Here is a 15,865-nt window from a genome sequence, read left to right as displayed (position 1 = left end):
TACCCTTTTCCCGGCCGTCGGCAACGATCGCCGGGATTTTTTTGCTTGCCCGGCAAGAAAAGCGCAGCCCCGCTATCATGCTCATCCAAAAGCATCACTCGAAGAAAGTTGTAACCGCATGAAATCCGCACCTTCCACCGTAGACGCCAGCGCCCTGCTGACGTCGACCCGCATCCTGTTGTTCGCCCTGTCCGCCGGCGTGCTCGTCGCCAGCCTCTATTATGTGCAGCCGCTCACCTCCATGCTGGCCGCCTCGTTTGGCGTCAGCGTGCCGCAAGCGGGCTACCTGGTCACGGCCACGCAGATCGGCTATGTGCTGGGCATCGTGTTCCTCGTGCCGCTCAGTGACGTGCTGAACCGCCGCCAGCTGCTGACATGGATGCTGATTGCCAAGATAGCCGCCCTGCTGCTGGCCGCCACCAGCCAGAACATCGCGATCTTTGCCATCGCCAGCGTCTTGATGGGCATCACCTCCAGCGCCCTGATGGTGGTCACGGCCATGGTGGCCTCGTATGCGCCCGACCACAGCCGGGGCCGCATGGTGGGCACCGTCATGACAGGCTTGTTGCTGGGCATCTTGCTGGCGCGCACCGTCTCCGGTACCGTGTCGCAGATCAGCGGCGGCTGGCGCACCGTCTACGTGCTGGCCGCCATCGTCGTCGCGGCCCTGCTCGTCATGCTGCGCCGCATCCTGCCGAACGAGGCGCCGCGTGGCAAGCTGCAATACGGAAAATTGCTGGCCTCCTTGGCCGACATCATCCGCCAGGAACCGTTGCTGCGCCAGCGCGCCCTGTTCTCGGGCTTGGGCCTGGGCACCTTCAGCGTATTCTGGACGGGGCTGACCTTCTTGCTCAGCGGCGCGCCCTACCACTACTCGGAAATGCAGATTGGTCTGTTCGGCCTGGCCGGCGCCACGGGCGCGTTTGCCGCCAACACGGCCGGCCGCATGGCCGACCGCGGCTACGCGCGCCAGGCCACCTGGTTGCTGGCCGTGGCCTCGATTGCGGGCTGGGCCCTGATCGGCTTTGGGGCCCATTCGCTAGTGCTGCTGCTGATCGGCATCGTCCTGCTGGACATGGGCGTGATGGGCTTGCAAGTGACGCACCAGTCCATCATCTATAAACTGGCGCCGCATGCGCGCGCAAGGGTCACCACCGTCTTCATCGCGGGCGGCTTCATCGGCGCATCGGCAGGCTCGGCCCTGGCCAGCGCCAGCTTTGCCGCCGGCGGCTGGCCCGCCCTGTGCATGGTGGGTGGCGCCATGCCGCTGCTGATGCTGATCGTGTGGAGCAAGTACCGGCATACGCAGCGCAGGCTGGAACGGACGGCTTGATCCGGCACTGCGGGGCTGCGGCGCCAACAATGTTGTCGGATTACGCGCGGCCTCGCCGCGCTAATCCGACCTACGCCTGTTCGCTTGGAGCAAGTGCGTAGGTCGGGTTAGCGCGCCAGCGCGTAAGCCGACACTGCCGCGCCACGAACCACGCCTTACTTTGCCGCTTGTTCGCGCGCCTTGCCAAACGCATCGCCAGCCTTCCAGGCCGGCATCTTCGCGGCGTTGGCCACGGCCTGTCCCAGGTTCAGGGTGAACTGCGCCTGCTGCGTCATGCCCGACAAATCCCAGCTAGGATCGTACTCATCGCTGACTTGATGGTAGCGGGGGCCGTACGCAGCCGCCTTGGCTTTCGACGCTGCCGCGTCCTTGATGTACTCGCGTCCGCCATTGATGGAAAACGCGGGCACGCCCGCCTTGGCAAAGCTGAAATGGTCGCTGCGGAAATAGCCGCCGGCCAGGTCGGGACGCGCTTGGGCGATATGCATGCCCATGGCTTTGGCGGTCGCCGCCGCCATGGCGCCCAGCTCCGTGCGCTCGCTGCCCTGCGCGCCGATGTCGTGCGTGGCGCCGACAAAGTTCAAACTATCGAGGTTCAGCGCGGCGGCCGTCTTGTTCAAGGGCCACAGTGGGTCGGCCGCATACGCGGCGCTGCCCAGCAAGCCCTGTTCCTCGGCCGCCACCCACAGGAAGATCTGCGTGCGCTTCGCAGGTTTTTTCACGGCTTCCTGCGCCATGGCCAGCAGGCCGGCCGTGCCCGAGGCATTGTCGACGGCGCCGTTATAGATCGTATCTCCAGTATCACCTTGTTTGCCCAGGTGGTCCCAGTGGCCGCTGTAGATGACGGCTTCCTCTTTCAGTGCCGGGTCGGTGCCCGGCACCATGCCGGCGATATTGAATTGCTCCACCTTGCGCACGATGGACTTCATGTCACCCGACAACTTGGCATTCAATGCGACGGCCTTGAAGTCCTTGCTTTCCGCCTGGGCGCGCAAGGCGTCCAGGTCCTGCCCGCCGGCCGCAAACAGGCGGCGCGCCGCGTCTTCCGCGATCCAGCCTTGCAGCGGCGTGCCGGCAGCGCGGTCAGCCAACTGAAAACGCTCGCTGCCACTCCAGCTGTTCTGCACCACGCTCCAGTCGTACGAGGCCGATGGTTTCGTATGAATCAGCAATACGCCAGCGGCGCCCTGGCGCTTGGCTTCCTCGAATTTGTAGGTCCAGCGACCGTAATAGGTGAGCGCCTTGCCGGCGAAACGGTTGGGTTCGGCAGCGGTCGGTTGCGGGTCGTTGACCATCATGACGACGATCTTGTTTTTGACATCGGCACCCTTGAAATCGTTCCAGCCCTCTTCCGGTGCCGTGATGCCGTAGCCGACGAAGACGAGTGGTGCATCGAAGGTATGTGCGGCAACGGAGTCGCCCGTGGCCCACACCCAGTCCGGACCGAAGGCCAGCGGCACGGTCTTGCCGCCCGCCACCGCCTGCAGGCTGCTCTCTTGCGGCAAGGATTTCACGCCGGCGATCTGCACGCTCTGGCGGTAGCTGTTGCCGCGCACGGGTTTCAAGCCAGCCATCTGCGCCTGCGTTTCCAGATACGCCACCGTCAGGTCGGCGCCCCGTTGGCCCGTGCCCCGGCCTTCCAGCAAATCGTTGGACAGGAAGGCCAGGTGGGCGCGCAAGGGCGCTTCCTGCACCACGGGCAAACCGGTCGCGGCCTGGGCGGAAAACGCCAGCGCAGTCAAGGCAAGGGAAGAAAACAGCTTCTGCATAATATCCTTTGGGTAAGAGGAGGAAAGCGGTCCGGCGGATAGCCGGGCCGGCGATTGTATGCCATGGGGAAAGGCGCATCAAAATACGGACGAAAAAAATCCCCGCGGCAAGGGCGGGGATTTTGCAGAGGAAACGTTCAGACCAGCAAGGCCGCCGCCAGGGATTCGATCTCTTCCGCCGATTCCTCGAGGATGGTGTGCAGGGTGCTGCCACCGATGCCGAAATCGATCTTCGCCGCCGCCTGGCGCCGCGCGGCGCTTTCCGGCGGGTGCAGGGGCGAACCGATGGGCGACAGATCGTTGGCCAGCACCAGGGTCGCGCCCAAGGTACGGGGCGGGAACGTACTGCCGCCATGCCACATGCCTTCGACAGCCTGCAAGACCATGTCGGGAACTTGCAGCTGGCGCAGCACGCCCCGGCCGATCAGCTTTTCGCCGTATTCGATCCAGTCTTCGGTATTATCGTCGAGCAAACCCGGATATTCCTCGGCGCGCGACAGCAAATAAAAGCCGCCCACTTCGTGCACGATGGCGGCAAACATGGCCGTTTCCACGTCCACGTGCGTGACTTTGCGCGCGATCACCTGGCTCAGCGCGGCTACGTGAGCCGTATGCTCCCACAACTTGGCCGCCTTGGCGCGCAATTGCGGGTCCGTGATCTGGCTGCCCAGCTGGCGCACGATGACGGACGCCACCATCGATTTCAAGGTGGCAAAGCCCAGGCGCGAGACGGCTGCGCGCACATTGGCGATTTCATTGCCGGAACGGTTGTAGGCAGCCGAGTTGGCCAAGGCCACGACCCTGGCCGACAGCAGCGGCTCGGCCATGACCATGCGGGCGGCCGCTTCGATATGGCAATCGGGGTCGTCCAGCGCTTCCTGCAGCTTCAAGGTGGCCTTGACGTTGGCGGGGAACGTCAGCTCGCCCTTGCTCGCTTGCAGCGCGATAATCTTGAATACTTCCAGTCTGTCCATGGGTCGATCTCCGGTACGGGCCTGTTCAGGCTCTGCTGTGTTGGATGGGCCGGGAATGCGCTCCCGGCCCGGCTCCCGTTTCCGGCAATATTACAGCAAGTTTACACTCAAACCTATTACTTTCCGGAAACTTTACCGGCCACGCCTTCGACAAAATAATCCATCTTTGTCAAGGCCGCATCGTCCAGCACGCCTTTGTCCAGGCGCACCTTGCCATCGTTATCCTTGATCGGCGCGCTGAAGGGATTGAGCTTGCCAGCTACCAAGTCTTTCTCGCGCGCCAATACAAACTGTTTCACGTCGGCGGGCACGGCGGCGTTGATGCCTTCCAATTTGACCATGCCATCCTTGATGCCGCCCCAGGTGCTGCTGGACTTCCACGTGCCGTCCAGCACGGCCTGCGCCTGCTTCGTGTAGTAGTCGCCCCAATGGTGGGTGACGGCGGCCAGCTGCGCTTTCGGCCCGTACTTTTTCATGTCCGAGTGGTAGGCGATCGCATACTTGCCCTTCTCTTCCGCCGCCTGCACCACGGCGGTCGAGTCGGTGTGATGGGTGACCACGTCGGCGCCCTGGCCGATCAGGGTAATGGCCGCATCGCGCTCCTTGCCCGGGTCGAACCAGCTATTGACCCACACCACTTTCACTTCCGCCTTGGGGTCGACGCTGCGCATGCCGCGCGTAAAGGCGTTCACGCCCTGCAACACTTCCGGGATGGGGAATGCCGCCACATAACCGGCCACGTGGGTCTTGCTCATCTTGCCCGCCAGTACGCCGGCCAGGTAGCGGCCTTCGTAGAAACGGGCATTCGTGTTGGCCACGTTGACGGCCGTCTTGTAGCCTGTCAAATGAATGAACTTCACATTCGGAAATTGTTTCGCCACTTTCAAGGTGGGATTCATGTAGCCGAACGAGGTCGTTATGACCAGCTTGCTGCCCGTTTGCGCCAGGTCGCGGATCACCCGTTCCGCATCGGCGCTTTCCGGCACGTTTTCCACATACTTGGTAGTGATCTTGTTACCCAGTGCCTTTTCCATTTCCTTGCGGGCTTGGTCATGCTGGGTGGTCCAGCCCGCGTCGCCGATGGGGCTGATGTAAACAAAACCGACATTCAATGGAGCAGTGGCGGGCGCGGCGGCCATGGCGGGCATCAAAACAGCACTGCAAACGGCGGCGCACAACAGTTTCTTGGACATGGTTTTCCTTGTGGTCAGTGATTAATTTCCGGGATTGAAATTCTTGCCCAGCGAAGCGGGCATGTTGAGCTTGATGTAATTGGCATTGCTGGAGATCAAAACCAGCACGACGATGGCCGCCACGTAGGGCAGCATCGACAGCAGTTGCGACGCGATCGGCACGCCCAGCGCCTGTGCGTGGAACGTCAGAATCGTGATGCCGCCGAACAGATAGGCGCCGCCCACCACGCGCGCCGGGCGCCAGGTGGCAAACGTGGTCAGCGCCAGCGCGATCCAGCCCCGTCCCGCCACCATGCCCTCGACCCACAGCGGCGTATAGACCAATGACAGGAACGCGCCGGCCAAGCCGCAGCAGGCGCCGCCGAACAGCACGGCCGCCAGGCGGATGCGGCGCACCGGGTAGCCGAGCGCATGCGCCGAAGCGGGCGACTCGCCCACAGCGCGCAGCACGAGTCCCGCCCGCGTGCGGTACAAGAACCAGGCGATGGCCAGGCACAGCAGCAGCGACAGATACACCATCGGATGCTGGCGAAACAGGGCTGGCCCCAGCACGGGAATATCTTCCAATACAGGGATGCCGAAGCGGCCGTTCTGCAAGCTGTTGCCCACGTACTTCAAGCCGATATACGTGGACGCGCCCGCGCCGAACAGCGACAAAGCCAGGCCCGTCGCATACTGGTTCGTGCCCAGCCACACGGTCAGCCAGGCAAAGAAACCGGACAGCACCATGCTGGCGCCCGCCCCCGCCAGAAAGCCCAGGGTGGGACTGCCCGTGTTGACAGCCACGGCAAAGCCCGTGATGGCCGAGACCAGCATCATGCCTTCCGCGCCCAGGTTCACCACGCCCGCCTTTTCATTGACGAGCAGCCCCAGCGCGGCCAGCATCAGCGGCGTGCCCGCATTGATGCTGGCCGCGATCAAGGGCGCGATGGTGAGGACCAGGTTATCCATGTTTTCTCCAGCGCAGTTTGTATTGGATCAGCACGTCGCAAGCGAGCAAGGCGAACAGCAAGATGCCCTGGAATACGCCCGTAATGGCACTGGGCAAGCCCAGGCGCGACTGCGCCAGTTCGCCGCCGATATAAAACAGGGCCATGACAAAGCTGGAAAAAATCACGCCCACGGGATGCAGGCGCCCGACGAAGGCGACGATGATGGCGGCAAAGCCGTAGCCGGGCGAGACCGTGGGCGTCAACTGGCCCATCGGTCCCAGCACTTCGCAGGCGCCCGCCAGGCCCGACAGGGCGCCGCAGATCAGCAAGGACGACCACAAGGTCTTGCGCGAGGAAAATCCCGCATAGCGGGCGGCGGCGGGCGCCATGCCGCCCACGCGCAGGCGGAAGCCGGCAATGCTTCTGGACAGGTACAGCCAGCCGCCCAGCGAGGCCAGCAAGGCGAAGACGATGCCCACGTGCAAGCGTGTGTCGCTGATCACCATCGGCAACAGCAAGCCGTCGGACAGCAGTTTCGATTGCGGGAAGTTGAATCCCTCCGGATCGCGCAGCACGCCATACACGAGATAGCTGAGCAGCAATTGCGCGATGTAGACGAGCATCAGCGAGACGAGGATTTCGCTGGCGTTGTAGCGGTCGCGCAGCCACGCCACCAGGCCCGCCCACGCCATGCCGCCCGCCATGCCCGCCAGCAGGGACACGCCGATGATGGCCGCGCCGCCGACACCATCGTCGAGGTACAGGGCCGCCGCGCCGCCGCAGATGGCGCCCAGGGTCAGCTGTCCTTCCGCGCCGATGTTATAGATGTTGGCGCGAAAGCAGATGGCCAGGCCGACGGCGATCAGCAGCAAAGGGGCGACTTTAATGCCCAGCTCGGACCAGCCGTGCGTGTCGCGCAAGGGTTCGACAAAGAAGACGGCCAGGCCGGCCAGCGGATCGTGGCCCAGCGCAATAAACAACAGCGCGCCGCACAGCACGGTGAGCAGCACGGCCAGCACGGGCGACAGCCACGACATCAGACGCGATGGCGCGGGCCGGGCTTCCAGGCGCAAGGCAAACTTAGCCATGGACTGCCTCCTGCGGCCACAGCCCGCTCATCCATTGACCCACCTGGGCCACGCTCGCGTCGCCCACGTCGAGCGACGGCGAGATTTTTCCCTTCGCCATCACCAGCAAGCGGTCGCTGATCTCGAACAATTCATCGAGTTCCTCCGACACGACCAGCAGCGCGCAACCGGCGTCGCGCAGCGCCAGCAACTCGGCGCGGATTTGCGCGGCCGCGCCCACGTCCACGCCCCAGGTCGGCTGCGCCACGACCAGCACCGTGGGTTCGCGCATGACTTCGCGGCCGACTATGTATTTCTGCAAGTTGCCGCCCGACAGGCTGCGCGCCAGCGCCTGCGGCCCGCCCGCCTTCACCTGGAAGCGGACGATGATGGCGGCCGCGCGCTGCGCGATGACGCCCTGGCGCACAAAGCCGTGGCGGATGGTGGCCGGTGTCTGCAAGCTCAGCAGCACGTTGTCCGCCAAGCCCATGTCGGGCACGGCGCCGCGTCCCAGCCGTTCTTCCGGCACGAAGCCGAAGCCCAGGGCGCGGCGGCGGCCCGGCGACAGACGCCCGGCTGGCGTGCCATTCAGCACGATGCTGGCGGGGGCCGCGCGCAGGTCCTCGCCCGACAGGGCGGCCAGCAATTCCTGCTGGCCATTGCCGGACACGCCGGCGATGCCGACGATCTCGCCCGCGCGCACGTCAAAATTAATATTCGTCAACTGCGTGGCGAACGGATGGCTCTTCGGCAGATCCAGCTGCCGCACGCTCAGCATGGCGGCGCCCGGCGTGCGCGCCACGCGCGTGACGGCGGGCGGCTCGGCGCCGATCATCATACGCGACAGACTGGCCGCCGATTCCTGCGCGGGGTCGCACACGCCCGCATTCTTGCCGGCACGCACCACCGTGCAGGTATGGCACAGGGCGCGGATCTCGTCGAGCTTGTGGCTGATGTACAGGATGCTGCAGCCTTCGGCCGCCAGCTGGCGCAATGTCATAAAGAGTTTTTCCACGGCGCCCGGCGTCAGTACGGAAGTCGGCTCGTCGAGGATCAGCAGTTGCGGCTTGGCCAGCAAGGCGCGCACAATTTCAACGCGCTGGCATTCCCCCACGGACAAAGTGTGCACGTGGCGCTGCGGTTCCAGGTCCAGGCCGTACTGGCGCGCCGTCGCCTCGATGCGCTGCGCCAGTTCCGCCATGTTGGTGCCGGCAGGCAAACCGAGGGCGATGTTTTCCGTGACCGTCAAGGTGTCGAACAGGGAAAAGTGCTGGAACACCATGGCGATGCCCAGTGCGCGCGCGGCCGACGGGTTGGCGATCTCGACTTCGCGGCCATTCCACACGATGCGGCCGGCATCGGGCTGCACGGCGCCGTAGATGATTTTCATCAGGGTCGATTTGCCGGCGCCGTTTTCGCCGAGCACGGCGTGGATCTGCCCGGGCGCGACGGTGAGACAGATGCCGTCATTGGCCACCACGGCCGGATAGCGCTTGCTGATATCGAAGAGTTCCAGGCGTGCCGTCATTGTTTTTTTCGTGCCTCGCTGCGGGGTAGCCGGCGTGTCGCGCCGGTGAAAAAAATCAAGCTGTTGTCTCTATCGTATCGGCATCCGAGGCGCTTGGGGGCGGGCGTGGCGGCGCGCATTTCTATTTCCGCAAAAAAACAACACCTGTATACAATTTTGAAAAAAATTATCAGCTTTGCAGCAGCCGCCTTGCCCCGCAAGGGCGGGAAGGTGCGATGATTATATGCAAGAACTGATAGTCAGTATGCAGATAAGACATATCGTCCAGCGCGGCGCTTCTCGCATCATGGATTGAACGGCGCGCGTTGCCCATCGCGGCGCTTCATGCGCTCAAGTAGGCTACCCCCTGCGCCCTGCCATCCCCGTTCCCGTTTTCCCACACCGCCACCAGGAGCCGAAAGTGCCAAAAACCATACCGTGTCTGTTGCTCTGCCTCACCACCACCTTCGGCGTGGGGGCCACCGCCCAGGCTGCAGAATGGAGCGATACCGCGCTGAGCTGGCGCGCCGGCAATGATTACCGCGAGCCGTTCAATCCGGACGACATCAAGAAGAACATCTTCGCCATCACGCACGCCAGCGGCTACAAATACGGCAGCAATTTCGTCAACCTCGATTTCCTCATGTCCGACAGCAAGGACCCCGGCGCGCTCGGCAAGACGTCCGGCGCGCAAGAGGCTTACCTGGTCTACCGCAACACCATCGACATCGGCAAGGTGCGCGGCAGCGACATCAAGTTCGGCCCCGTGCGCGGCGTCGGCGTGACCCTGGGCTTTGACGTCAACACGAAAAACGACGTCGGCTACAACTCGCGCAAGCGCATGCTGGTGGCCGGTCCCACGCTGATGTGGGACGTGCCCGGATTCTTCAACACCAGCCTGCTGTTGCTGCGCGAAAGCAATGCCCCCAGCGGCGCCTTCCCGCCCATCTCGCAAGTGACGGGCCGCTACACGTATAAGACGCACGCCATGCTGACAGGCGCCTGGGGTATCCCCCTGTCGCCGCTGTTTTCGTTCGAAGGTTTCTTTAACCTCATCGATTCAAAAGGCAAGGATGAAGTGGGCCGCGACACGGCGGTGGAAACGAACATCGACATGCAAGTGATGTTCGACGTGGGCGCGGCACTGGGCAGCGCCAAGAACACCTTCCGAGTGGGCCTGGAATACCAATACTGGAAGAACAAGTTCGGCAACTCGCCCGCCACCACGGGCAATGTGGGACAGACGGCGAAGACGCCGATGATACGCGCGGAGTACCATTTCTAAAATTCATTGTTTCATGTCAACACTCACGGTCACGCCTGATGCCAGCATGAAGCTTTCCTGCTGGCGGAGAGCGCGACCGTGGAACAACTACTACCGTATTACGAGCGCGAGCTGGGCCTGTTCCGCCAGTACACGCGCGAGTTTTCCAGCCGCTATCCGAAGGCGGCCGGGCGCCTGCTGATCGCTGGCGAGACGTGCGAAGACCCGCACGTCGAGCGCCTGATCCAGTCCGTCGCCCTGCTCACGGCCAGGGTCGCCAAGCGCCTCGACGACGCCTATCCGCAATTTACCCATTCCCTGCTCGAAACCCTGTACCCGCACTACCTGCGGCCGTTTCCCTCGTGCTCCATCGTGCGCATCGCCGCCGACGAAGCGCCGGGCGGCAGCCAGCTGGCCCAGGTGGTGCATATTGCGCGCGGCACGGTGCTGCGCTCGCAGCCGGTGCAGGGCGTGGCCTGCAAATTCACCAGCGCGTATGACGTGACCCTGGCGCCGCTGGCCATTTCTCGCCTGCATTTCTCGCCGATCATCGACGCGCCGCCCGGCATGCGCCTGCCCGCCGGCGCCAGCGCCCTGCTCAGCATTCAGTTCACCAGCGGCAGCGATCAGTACCATCTGGACCAAACGGGTTTTACCAGCCTGCGCCTGTTTGCCGATGGCGAACCGTCCGTGCGCGCGGCCCTGCTCGATGCCCTGTTCCTGCGCGGCGCGGGCGCGTACGTGGCGCTGGACGACCACAGCCCATGGATGGCCATCGATGGCAGCTTGCTGGCGCCGGCCGGCTATGCGGATGACGACGCGCTGATCCCCATTTCTGCCCGTTCGCATCCGGCCCTGCGCCTGCTGACCGAGTATTTCGCGTTTCCGGAAAAATTCCATTTCATCGATATCGCCTGGTCGTTGCTGGTCCCCTTGCTGCCGAAACAGTGCCGCCAGTTCACCTTGCACCTGCCGCTCAAGGGCGTACGCAGCGACAGCCACGAAGCGCGGCTATTGTCCGGCGTCAGCCGCGACAACCTGCTGCCCGGCTGCACGCCCGTCGTCAACCTGTTTGCCAAGTCCGGCGTGCCGATCCGCCTCACGCATACCGAGCCCGACTACGCCCTGGTGGCCGATGCCACGCATGCGTTTGCTTATGACATCCACAGCATTGAGTCTGTCACCGTGGTGCGCAAGGACGAGGCCGGCGAGCGCCTGAGTACTTTCTTGCCGCTATATGCCTCGCTGCAAGGCGCCCAGACCGAACATGGCCAATATTGGCTGGCGCGCCGCGACGAAGCCGTGGCGGCCATCAGCCCTGGCCATGAAACGCGGTTGAGCCTGATCGACCCGCAGTTTTCCCCGGATAGCGCGGCCTGCGCCACCGTCTCGACACAGTTGCTGTGCAGTAACCGCGACTTGCCCACGCAGTTGCATTACGGCTTGCCCGGCGGCGACTTGCTGGCAGAAGACGTGCCCGACGGTATTCCCGCGCGCTTACTGCGCAAGCCCACGCCCAGCATGCGTTTCCTGGTGGACACGCACTGGCGCCTGATTGCGCACCTGTCGCTCAACTACTCGAGTCTGACGCAAGCCGGCTTGGGCGAATTCCAGAAAATACTCAGCCTGTACGACCGGCCCCGCTCGCCCACCACGCAGCGCCTGATCCAGGGCATCGTCACGCTAGAACACGGCAGCACGCGTGCGTGGATGCCCACCGTGCCGTTTCCCACCCTGATGCCCGGCGTCGCCATCCGCCTGGGCATCGACGAGCAAGCTTTTGTAGGCAGCAGCATCTATATTTTTGCCCAGGTGCTGCAGCGCTATTTTGGCCTGAACAGCCAGCTCAACTGCTTTAGCCAACTGACGCTGCTTTCCCAGCGCAGCGGCGAGGAACTCATCCGATGCCCAGAACGCAGCGCCGACGCCACGCCAGCGTAATCCAGCAATTGCTCGACGCGCCGCAGCGCTTCGAGTGCTTTCAGGCCCTGCACCTGTTGCAGGCGTGGCTGGCCGAACACGGCATCGATGCAGACACTGCGCTGGAAAAGATCGTGCGCTTCGACAATAGCGTCTCGCTGTGCTTTCCCGCCAGCCAGCTTGAGACACTCGCGACCGGCGGCATCGACGATGCGGATGCCCTGCTGCAAGCACTGCTGTCCGGCCACGGCCGGCAAATTCACCTCTCGCCCGCCTTCATGGGCTTGCTGGGTTGCCAGGGCAGCTTGCCCAGCCACTATTCGGAACGTATTGCCGCGCACCAGCACAGCGAACGCGACAACAGTGCGCGCGCCTTTCTCGACCTGTTTTCCAGCCGTACCGTGGCCCTGTTTTACCAGGCCTGGCAAAAATACCGCATCGAACAGGCCGGCCACAGCGGGGACTTCCTGTCGCGCCTGCTCGCCCTGGCCGCATGCCGCCCGGGCCAGGACGAGGCAGCAGCCGGCCTGTACAGTGGCTTGCTCCAGCAACGCAACATCTCGTCCATCGTCATGGCGCGCATCCTCGCCGACCACTTCGGCGTGCCCTGCCACATCGACGAGGCGACGGGCGCCATGGACGTGCTGGCGCCGCGCGAACAAACGGCGCTGGGCGCGGACAATGCCGTGCTGGGCCAGCGCGCCCTCGTCGGCGAGCGCTGCCGCCGTCCCGACCTGGCCGTGCGCCTGCGTCTGGGCCCGCTCACCGCCAGGCAGCACGCCAGCTTCCTGCCGCACGCTCCTGCCAGCGAGCAGTTGCGGCAGATGCTCATGCTCTTCGGCCAGCCGTTCGTACGCTACGACATCGTGCTGGTGCTGTGCGCCAGCGACGTGCACGGCCTGTCCCTGCCCGCCACGGGACAATGCGGACTCGGCTGCAACAGTTTCCTCGGTAGTCCAGCAACGCCGCGCCACCGCGACGACATGCATTACAAAATGCAACTGATGCCCTCACTCAACGATTGAACCTTGCGGACGCGCAAAACACTGATGGCAACGATTGTTACAGTCAGTCAACAATCCTTACCGTGAAGCGATGCACGATGAGCCTATTCCCGGATGCGACAGCGGCATTCGCCCAGCTCGTGGGCGACATGCAGGGCCAGCGCCTGCTGCGCCTGAACTTTCCGCATGGCGACAGTCCTGCCCACGTCCAGTTCCTGGCCAACAGCCTGGCCGCCAGCGAAAGCCTGTCGTGCGATTTTTCCTATGTCGTGGAAGTGCTGTCCGACGCCGCCGCCATCGCCCTTGACAAAGTGATGGGCACGATGGTGACCGTCGAACTGGTACGCAAAGACGGCACCTTGCGCTATTTCAATGGCTATGTGTTCGAGTTTCGCTTCCTGTGCACGGACGGTGGTTTCGCATTCTATGAAATGGTGCTGGAACCGTGGCTGTCGCATCTGCACTTGCGGCAACACCACCTTGCGCGAATACGATGCGGCAGGCCGCCCCGTCAGCATCACGGATGCGCTGGGCCACGTCACGCGCTACCGCTACGACCAGCACGGCCGGCTGGTGGAACTGACCGACGCCAGGGGCGGCAGCAAGCATTTTCAATACAACCGCGAGGGCTGGCTGACCAGCTACACGGATTGCTCCGGCCACACCAGCGAATACCAATACGATGCGCTGGGCCGGCTAGAAGCAACCCGCGATGCGCTGGACCATGCCACCCGCTACGAGTATGACGCGCTGGGCCGGCTGATCCGGCTCACGGCGCCCGATCAAACCCGGGAGCAATACGCCTACGATGCGGACGGCAGCCTGGCCTTGCACGAGGATGCTGCCGGCCAGCAGACGCGCTACCGCTACAACGGACAGGGCTTGCCCGTGGAGCGCATGAACGCCATCGGCCAGACCTTGCAGTATCGCTACGATAGCGCGCTGCAACTGACGGAGTTGATCAACGCTAAGGGAGAAAGTTACCGGCTCGCGTATCACGCGGAAGGCTGGCTGGCGTCGGAAGCAGGTTTCGACGGCAAGCGCTTCCATCCACCTGGCCGGGAATCGGCCTGGAGCGATATGGCGCTGCGCTACGACGCCGAAAACCGCCTCAGCCATGCCACCAGGACGCAACGCCAGTCGCGCCATCGTGCCCAATATTTCTACGATGCCTTCAGCCGCCGCATCGCCAAACGCGTTGAGGAGGCACGCTGGACCAGCCAGCAAGACATCACCAAAGACCAGCCCGCCCACACGAGCGCCAGCACCACCTTCTTCGTCTGGGACGGCGACACGCTGGCACAGGAACTTGGGCAAGATGAAACTGTCACATACCTGTACGAACCTGACAGCTTCGTGCCGCTGGCCAGGATCGGTTCACCAGCCTGTCGCCAGGCAAGCGCCGTCCACCTGCCACGCGTCGCGTAGTGGGATTTACCCGCCATCCGGCACGATGCCGAACTGCAAACGGAGATTGCGCAGGAACAAGCAGACACCGAAGCGCTGCACGTATCGGCATGGCAGTGTATCCAAACAGCCGCCGATAACGCGGCGGCACACGACCGTATCACCCACTACCACTGCGACCACCTGGGTACGCCGCGCGAGCTGACGGATATGCAGGGGAACGTGGTATGGAGCGGGCGCTACAAAGCCTGGGGGCGCTTGCTGCAGGTAGACGGAGAAATCGAACAGCCGCTGCGGTTTCAGGGGCAGTATGAGGATCAAGAGACTGGGCTGCTTTATAACCGGTATCGGTACTATGGCGCCGACACTGCAAGATACTTGACGCAGGATCCAATAGGGTTATTGGGAGGAATTAATAGTTACCAATATGCGCCGAACCCTATACTCTGGATAGACCCTCAAGGATTAAGCAAAAAATGTCCAAAAAATTCCTCTTGCAATCCTTGCGCAGGAAAAAATCCCGCAGCCACAGCCAGGAAGTGGCGAGGAACCCATCCTTACATAGGTGTAGATAGCTATAAGAATATGGCATTACAGAAGGGGGGTAACAATATATGCGCTTTACCATCCTGCACAAGGAAATAATATTCCCAGCTACTTCGTCGACGGAAAAACATTGGCTGCCGCAGGATGGAACCATAAAAAGCTTCATGATTTAGTTCAAGTTCAGAGTACACTGACAGATCCGAATGGACGTCCACCCAGGACATTAGTTCGACAATACACTGTTATCAATACCATCTGCGTGGCGAGTGGAAGAGCACTTCGAAATAGACAATTCGGATCTGGCGGTGGTCGCCAAATTTTTATAGCAGAGATAGACAAAATGAATCTTATGCAAGGTTCAAATATTGGACTCAAATAATGATAGATATCAGGACAAACTTTCTTGATGGCTCCATAACAATAGAAGGGAACTCCATTCCCAACAAAGAATCATTTTTTTTAAAACAGAAGAAGGAAAATTTATAAAATCATCTAAATACAAAACAAAAAAAGCACAATATATAGAATTGAAACAATGGCGAATTATAAAAAATGCTTCATTGAATCCATTTCAATCGATTGTAACTGCAACATAATAAAAAAAATAACCATAAATTTCATTGAAAAAAATAAAATCCAACCACACTCCACAAAGGCAACAAAGACTGCGAGAGCATTAGGAAAAATAACAAAGATAAAACAAATTGGAGTGGGATTATCAGAAATTAAGTTCATATTTCAATGGGGATCCATTAATTTATCATATGACATAAAGACATCTTCTTCAACCGCAGTCTTGCACTATAAGACCCCCTGATTTTTGAAGAATCAAAAGCTGATTTGACTTGAATATCACACTGAACCATACTTAACGTGTCAACGCAGTGCCAGCACATATTTCCCGTTAAAAAATATCCATTTGAATGCCCTCCACCACCTCCCCCTACAT

General features: G+C 61.8%; 14 protein-coding genes and 1 pseudogene. 7 read left to right on the top strand and 8 right to left on the bottom strand.

Annotated features, from left to right (window positions below):
- The first annotated feature begins 118 nt into the window (after positions 1-118).
- Complete coding sequence (locus tag GYK42_RS28180) at positions 119-1,333, top strand: MFS transporter (protein WP_166450184.1); 1,215 nt, start codon at positions 119-121, stop codon at positions 1,331-1,333.
- 155 nt (positions 1,334-1,488) lie between these two features.
- Here the strand turns inward: GYK42_RS28180 and GYK42_RS28175 are convergent, their stop codons facing one another.
- The 6 genes from GYK42_RS28175 to GYK42_RS28150 all read right to left on the bottom strand — a co-directional run bounded on the left by GYK42_RS28175 (position 1,489) and on the right by GYK42_RS28150 (position 8,796).
- On the bottom strand, positions 1,489-3,102 hold the full coding sequence (locus GYK42_RS28175; RefSeq protein ID WP_166450183.1) for a M28 family peptidase: 1,614 nt from the start codon (positions 3,100-3,102) through the stop codon (positions 1,489-1,491).
- A 137-nt stretch (positions 3,103-3,239) separates the two neighbouring features.
- Positions 3,240-4,076: an HDOD domain-containing protein gene (locus GYK42_RS28170; RefSeq protein ID WP_046685360.1), complete on the bottom strand. Its 837-nt coding sequence runs from the start codon at positions 4,074-4,076 to the stop codon at positions 3,240-3,242.
- 116 nt (positions 4,077-4,192) lie between these two features.
- Positions 4,193-5,269, bottom strand: coding sequence for a BMP family ABC transporter substrate-binding protein (locus GYK42_RS28165; protein WP_166450182.1), 1,077 nt, complete (start codon positions 5,267-5,269; stop codon positions 4,193-4,195).
- Positions 5,270-5,290: 21 nt separating this feature from the next.
- The gene (locus GYK42_RS28160) at positions 5,291-6,220 is read right to left on the bottom strand and encodes an ABC transporter permease (RefSeq protein ID WP_166450181.1); all 930 of its coding nucleotides are present in this window, start codon (positions 6,218-6,220) and stop codon (positions 5,291-5,293) included.
- The gene (locus tag GYK42_RS28155) at positions 6,213-7,289 is read right to left on the bottom strand and encodes an ABC transporter permease (protein ID WP_166450180.1); all 1,077 of its coding nucleotides are present in this window, start codon (positions 7,287-7,289) and stop codon (positions 6,213-6,215) included. The genes GYK42_RS28160 and GYK42_RS28155 overlap by 8 nt, the downstream gene beginning before the upstream one ends.
- The gene (locus GYK42_RS28150) at positions 7,282-8,796 is read right to left on the bottom strand and encodes an ABC transporter ATP-binding protein (RefSeq protein WP_166450179.1); all 1,515 of its coding nucleotides are present in this window, start codon (positions 8,794-8,796) and stop codon (positions 7,282-7,284) included. The genes GYK42_RS28155 and GYK42_RS28150 overlap by 8 nt, the downstream gene beginning before the upstream one ends.
- Positions 8,797-9,247: 451 nt before the next feature.
- On the opposite strand from GYK42_RS28150, the gene GYK42_RS28145 reads away from it, so the two are divergent.
- The 5 genes and pseudogenes from GYK42_RS28145 (at position 9,248) to GYK42_RS28125 (ending at position 14,391) form a co-directional block, all read left to right on the top strand.
- Entirely contained in the window at positions 9,248-10,060 is an 813-nt protein-coding gene (locus GYK42_RS28145) for an outer envelope protein (protein WP_092716215.1), read from the top strand.
- A 78-nt stretch (positions 10,061-10,138) separates the two neighbouring features.
- Positions 10,139-11,980, top strand: a complete 1,842-nt coding sequence (gene tssF, locus GYK42_RS28140; protein ID WP_166450178.1) for a type VI secretion system baseplate subunit TssF — start codon at positions 10,139-10,141, stop codon at positions 11,978-11,980.
- The gene (gene tssG / locus GYK42_RS28135; protein ID WP_166450177.1) at positions 11,944-12,984 is read left to right on the top strand and encodes a type VI secretion system baseplate subunit TssG; all 1,041 of its coding nucleotides are present in this window, start codon (positions 11,944-11,946) and stop codon (positions 12,982-12,984) included. The genes tssF and tssG overlap by 37 nt, the downstream gene beginning before the upstream one ends.
- 77 nt (positions 12,985-13,061) lie before the next feature.
- Positions 13,062-13,379 (top strand): annotated as a pseudogene (locus tag GYK42_RS28130) (contractile injection system protein, VgrG/Pvc8 family); the annotation flags it as partial.
- 64 nt (positions 13,380-13,443) lie between these two features.
- Positions 13,444-14,391, top strand: coding sequence for an RHS repeat protein (locus tag GYK42_RS28125; protein ID WP_166450176.1), 948 nt, complete (start codon positions 13,444-13,446; stop codon positions 14,389-14,391).
- A gap of 6 nt (positions 14,392-14,397) precedes the next feature.
- Here GYK42_RS28125 and GYK42_RS29465 read toward each other — a convergent pair whose 3' ends face one another.
- Complete coding sequence (locus GYK42_RS29465) at positions 14,398-14,691, bottom strand: hypothetical protein (RefSeq protein ID WP_240943916.1); 294 nt, start codon at positions 14,689-14,691, stop codon at positions 14,398-14,400.
- Here GYK42_RS29465 and GYK42_RS28120 point away from each other — a divergent pair.
- Positions 14,581-15,015: an RHS repeat-associated core domain-containing protein gene (locus GYK42_RS28120; RefSeq protein WP_240943910.1), complete on the top strand. Its 435-nt coding sequence runs from the start codon at positions 14,581-14,583 to the stop codon at positions 15,013-15,015. The genes GYK42_RS29465 and GYK42_RS28120 overlap by 111 nt on opposite strands.
- A gap of 653 nt (positions 15,016-15,668) precedes the next feature.
- On the opposite strand, the gene GYK42_RS29145 is transcribed toward GYK42_RS28120, so the two are convergent.
- Positions 15,669-15,865 (bottom strand): hypothetical protein (locus tag GYK42_RS29145; protein WP_205711590.1); only part of this gene is annotated, 197 nt, incomplete at its 5' end.

It is taken from the genome of Janthinobacterium lividum, from assembly GCF_011601275.1.
Classification (GTDB): Bacteria; Pseudomonadota; Gammaproteobacteria; order Burkholderiales; family Burkholderiaceae_D; genus Janthinobacterium; species Janthinobacterium lividum_E.
The sequence above is the reverse complement of the archived record's forward strand: the minus strand, read 5'-3'. Positions and strand labels throughout refer to the sequence as shown.

Excerpts from the sequence above, each read along its gene's own strand:
- GYK42_RS28180 (WP_166450184.1), top strand. The coding sequence starts at position 119 with ATGAAATCCGCACCTTCCACCGTAGACGCCAGCGCCCTGCTGACGTCG.
- GYK42_RS28175 (WP_166450183.1), bottom strand. The coding sequence starts at position 3,102 with ATGCAGAAGCTGTTTTCTTCCCTTGCCTTGACTGCGCTGGCGTTTTCC.
- GYK42_RS28170 (WP_046685360.1), bottom strand. The coding sequence starts at position 4,076 with ATGGACAGACTGGAAGTATTCAAGATTATCGCGCTGCAAGCGAGCAAG.
- GYK42_RS28165 (WP_166450182.1), bottom strand. The coding sequence starts at position 5,269 with ATGTCCAAGAAACTGTTGTGCGCCGCCGTTTGCAGTGCTGTTTTGATG.
- GYK42_RS28160 (WP_166450181.1), bottom strand. The coding sequence starts at position 6,220 with ATGGATAACCTGGTCCTCACCATCGCGCCCTTGATCGCGGCCAGCATC.
- GYK42_RS28155 (WP_166450180.1), bottom strand. The coding sequence starts at position 7,289 with ATGGCTAAGTTTGCCTTGCGCCTGGAAGCCCGGCCCGCGCCATCGCGT.
- GYK42_RS28150 (WP_166450179.1), bottom strand. The coding sequence starts at position 8,796 with ATGACGGCACGCCTGGAACTCTTCGATATCAGCAAGCGCTATCCGGCC.
- tssG (WP_166450177.1), top strand. The coding sequence starts at position 11,944 with ATGCCCAGAACGCAGCGCCGACGCCACGCCAGCGTAATCCAGCAATTG.
- GYK42_RS28120 (WP_240943910.1), top strand. The coding sequence starts at position 14,581 with ATGCAGGGGAACGTGGTATGGAGCGGGCGCTACAAAGCCTGGGGGCGC.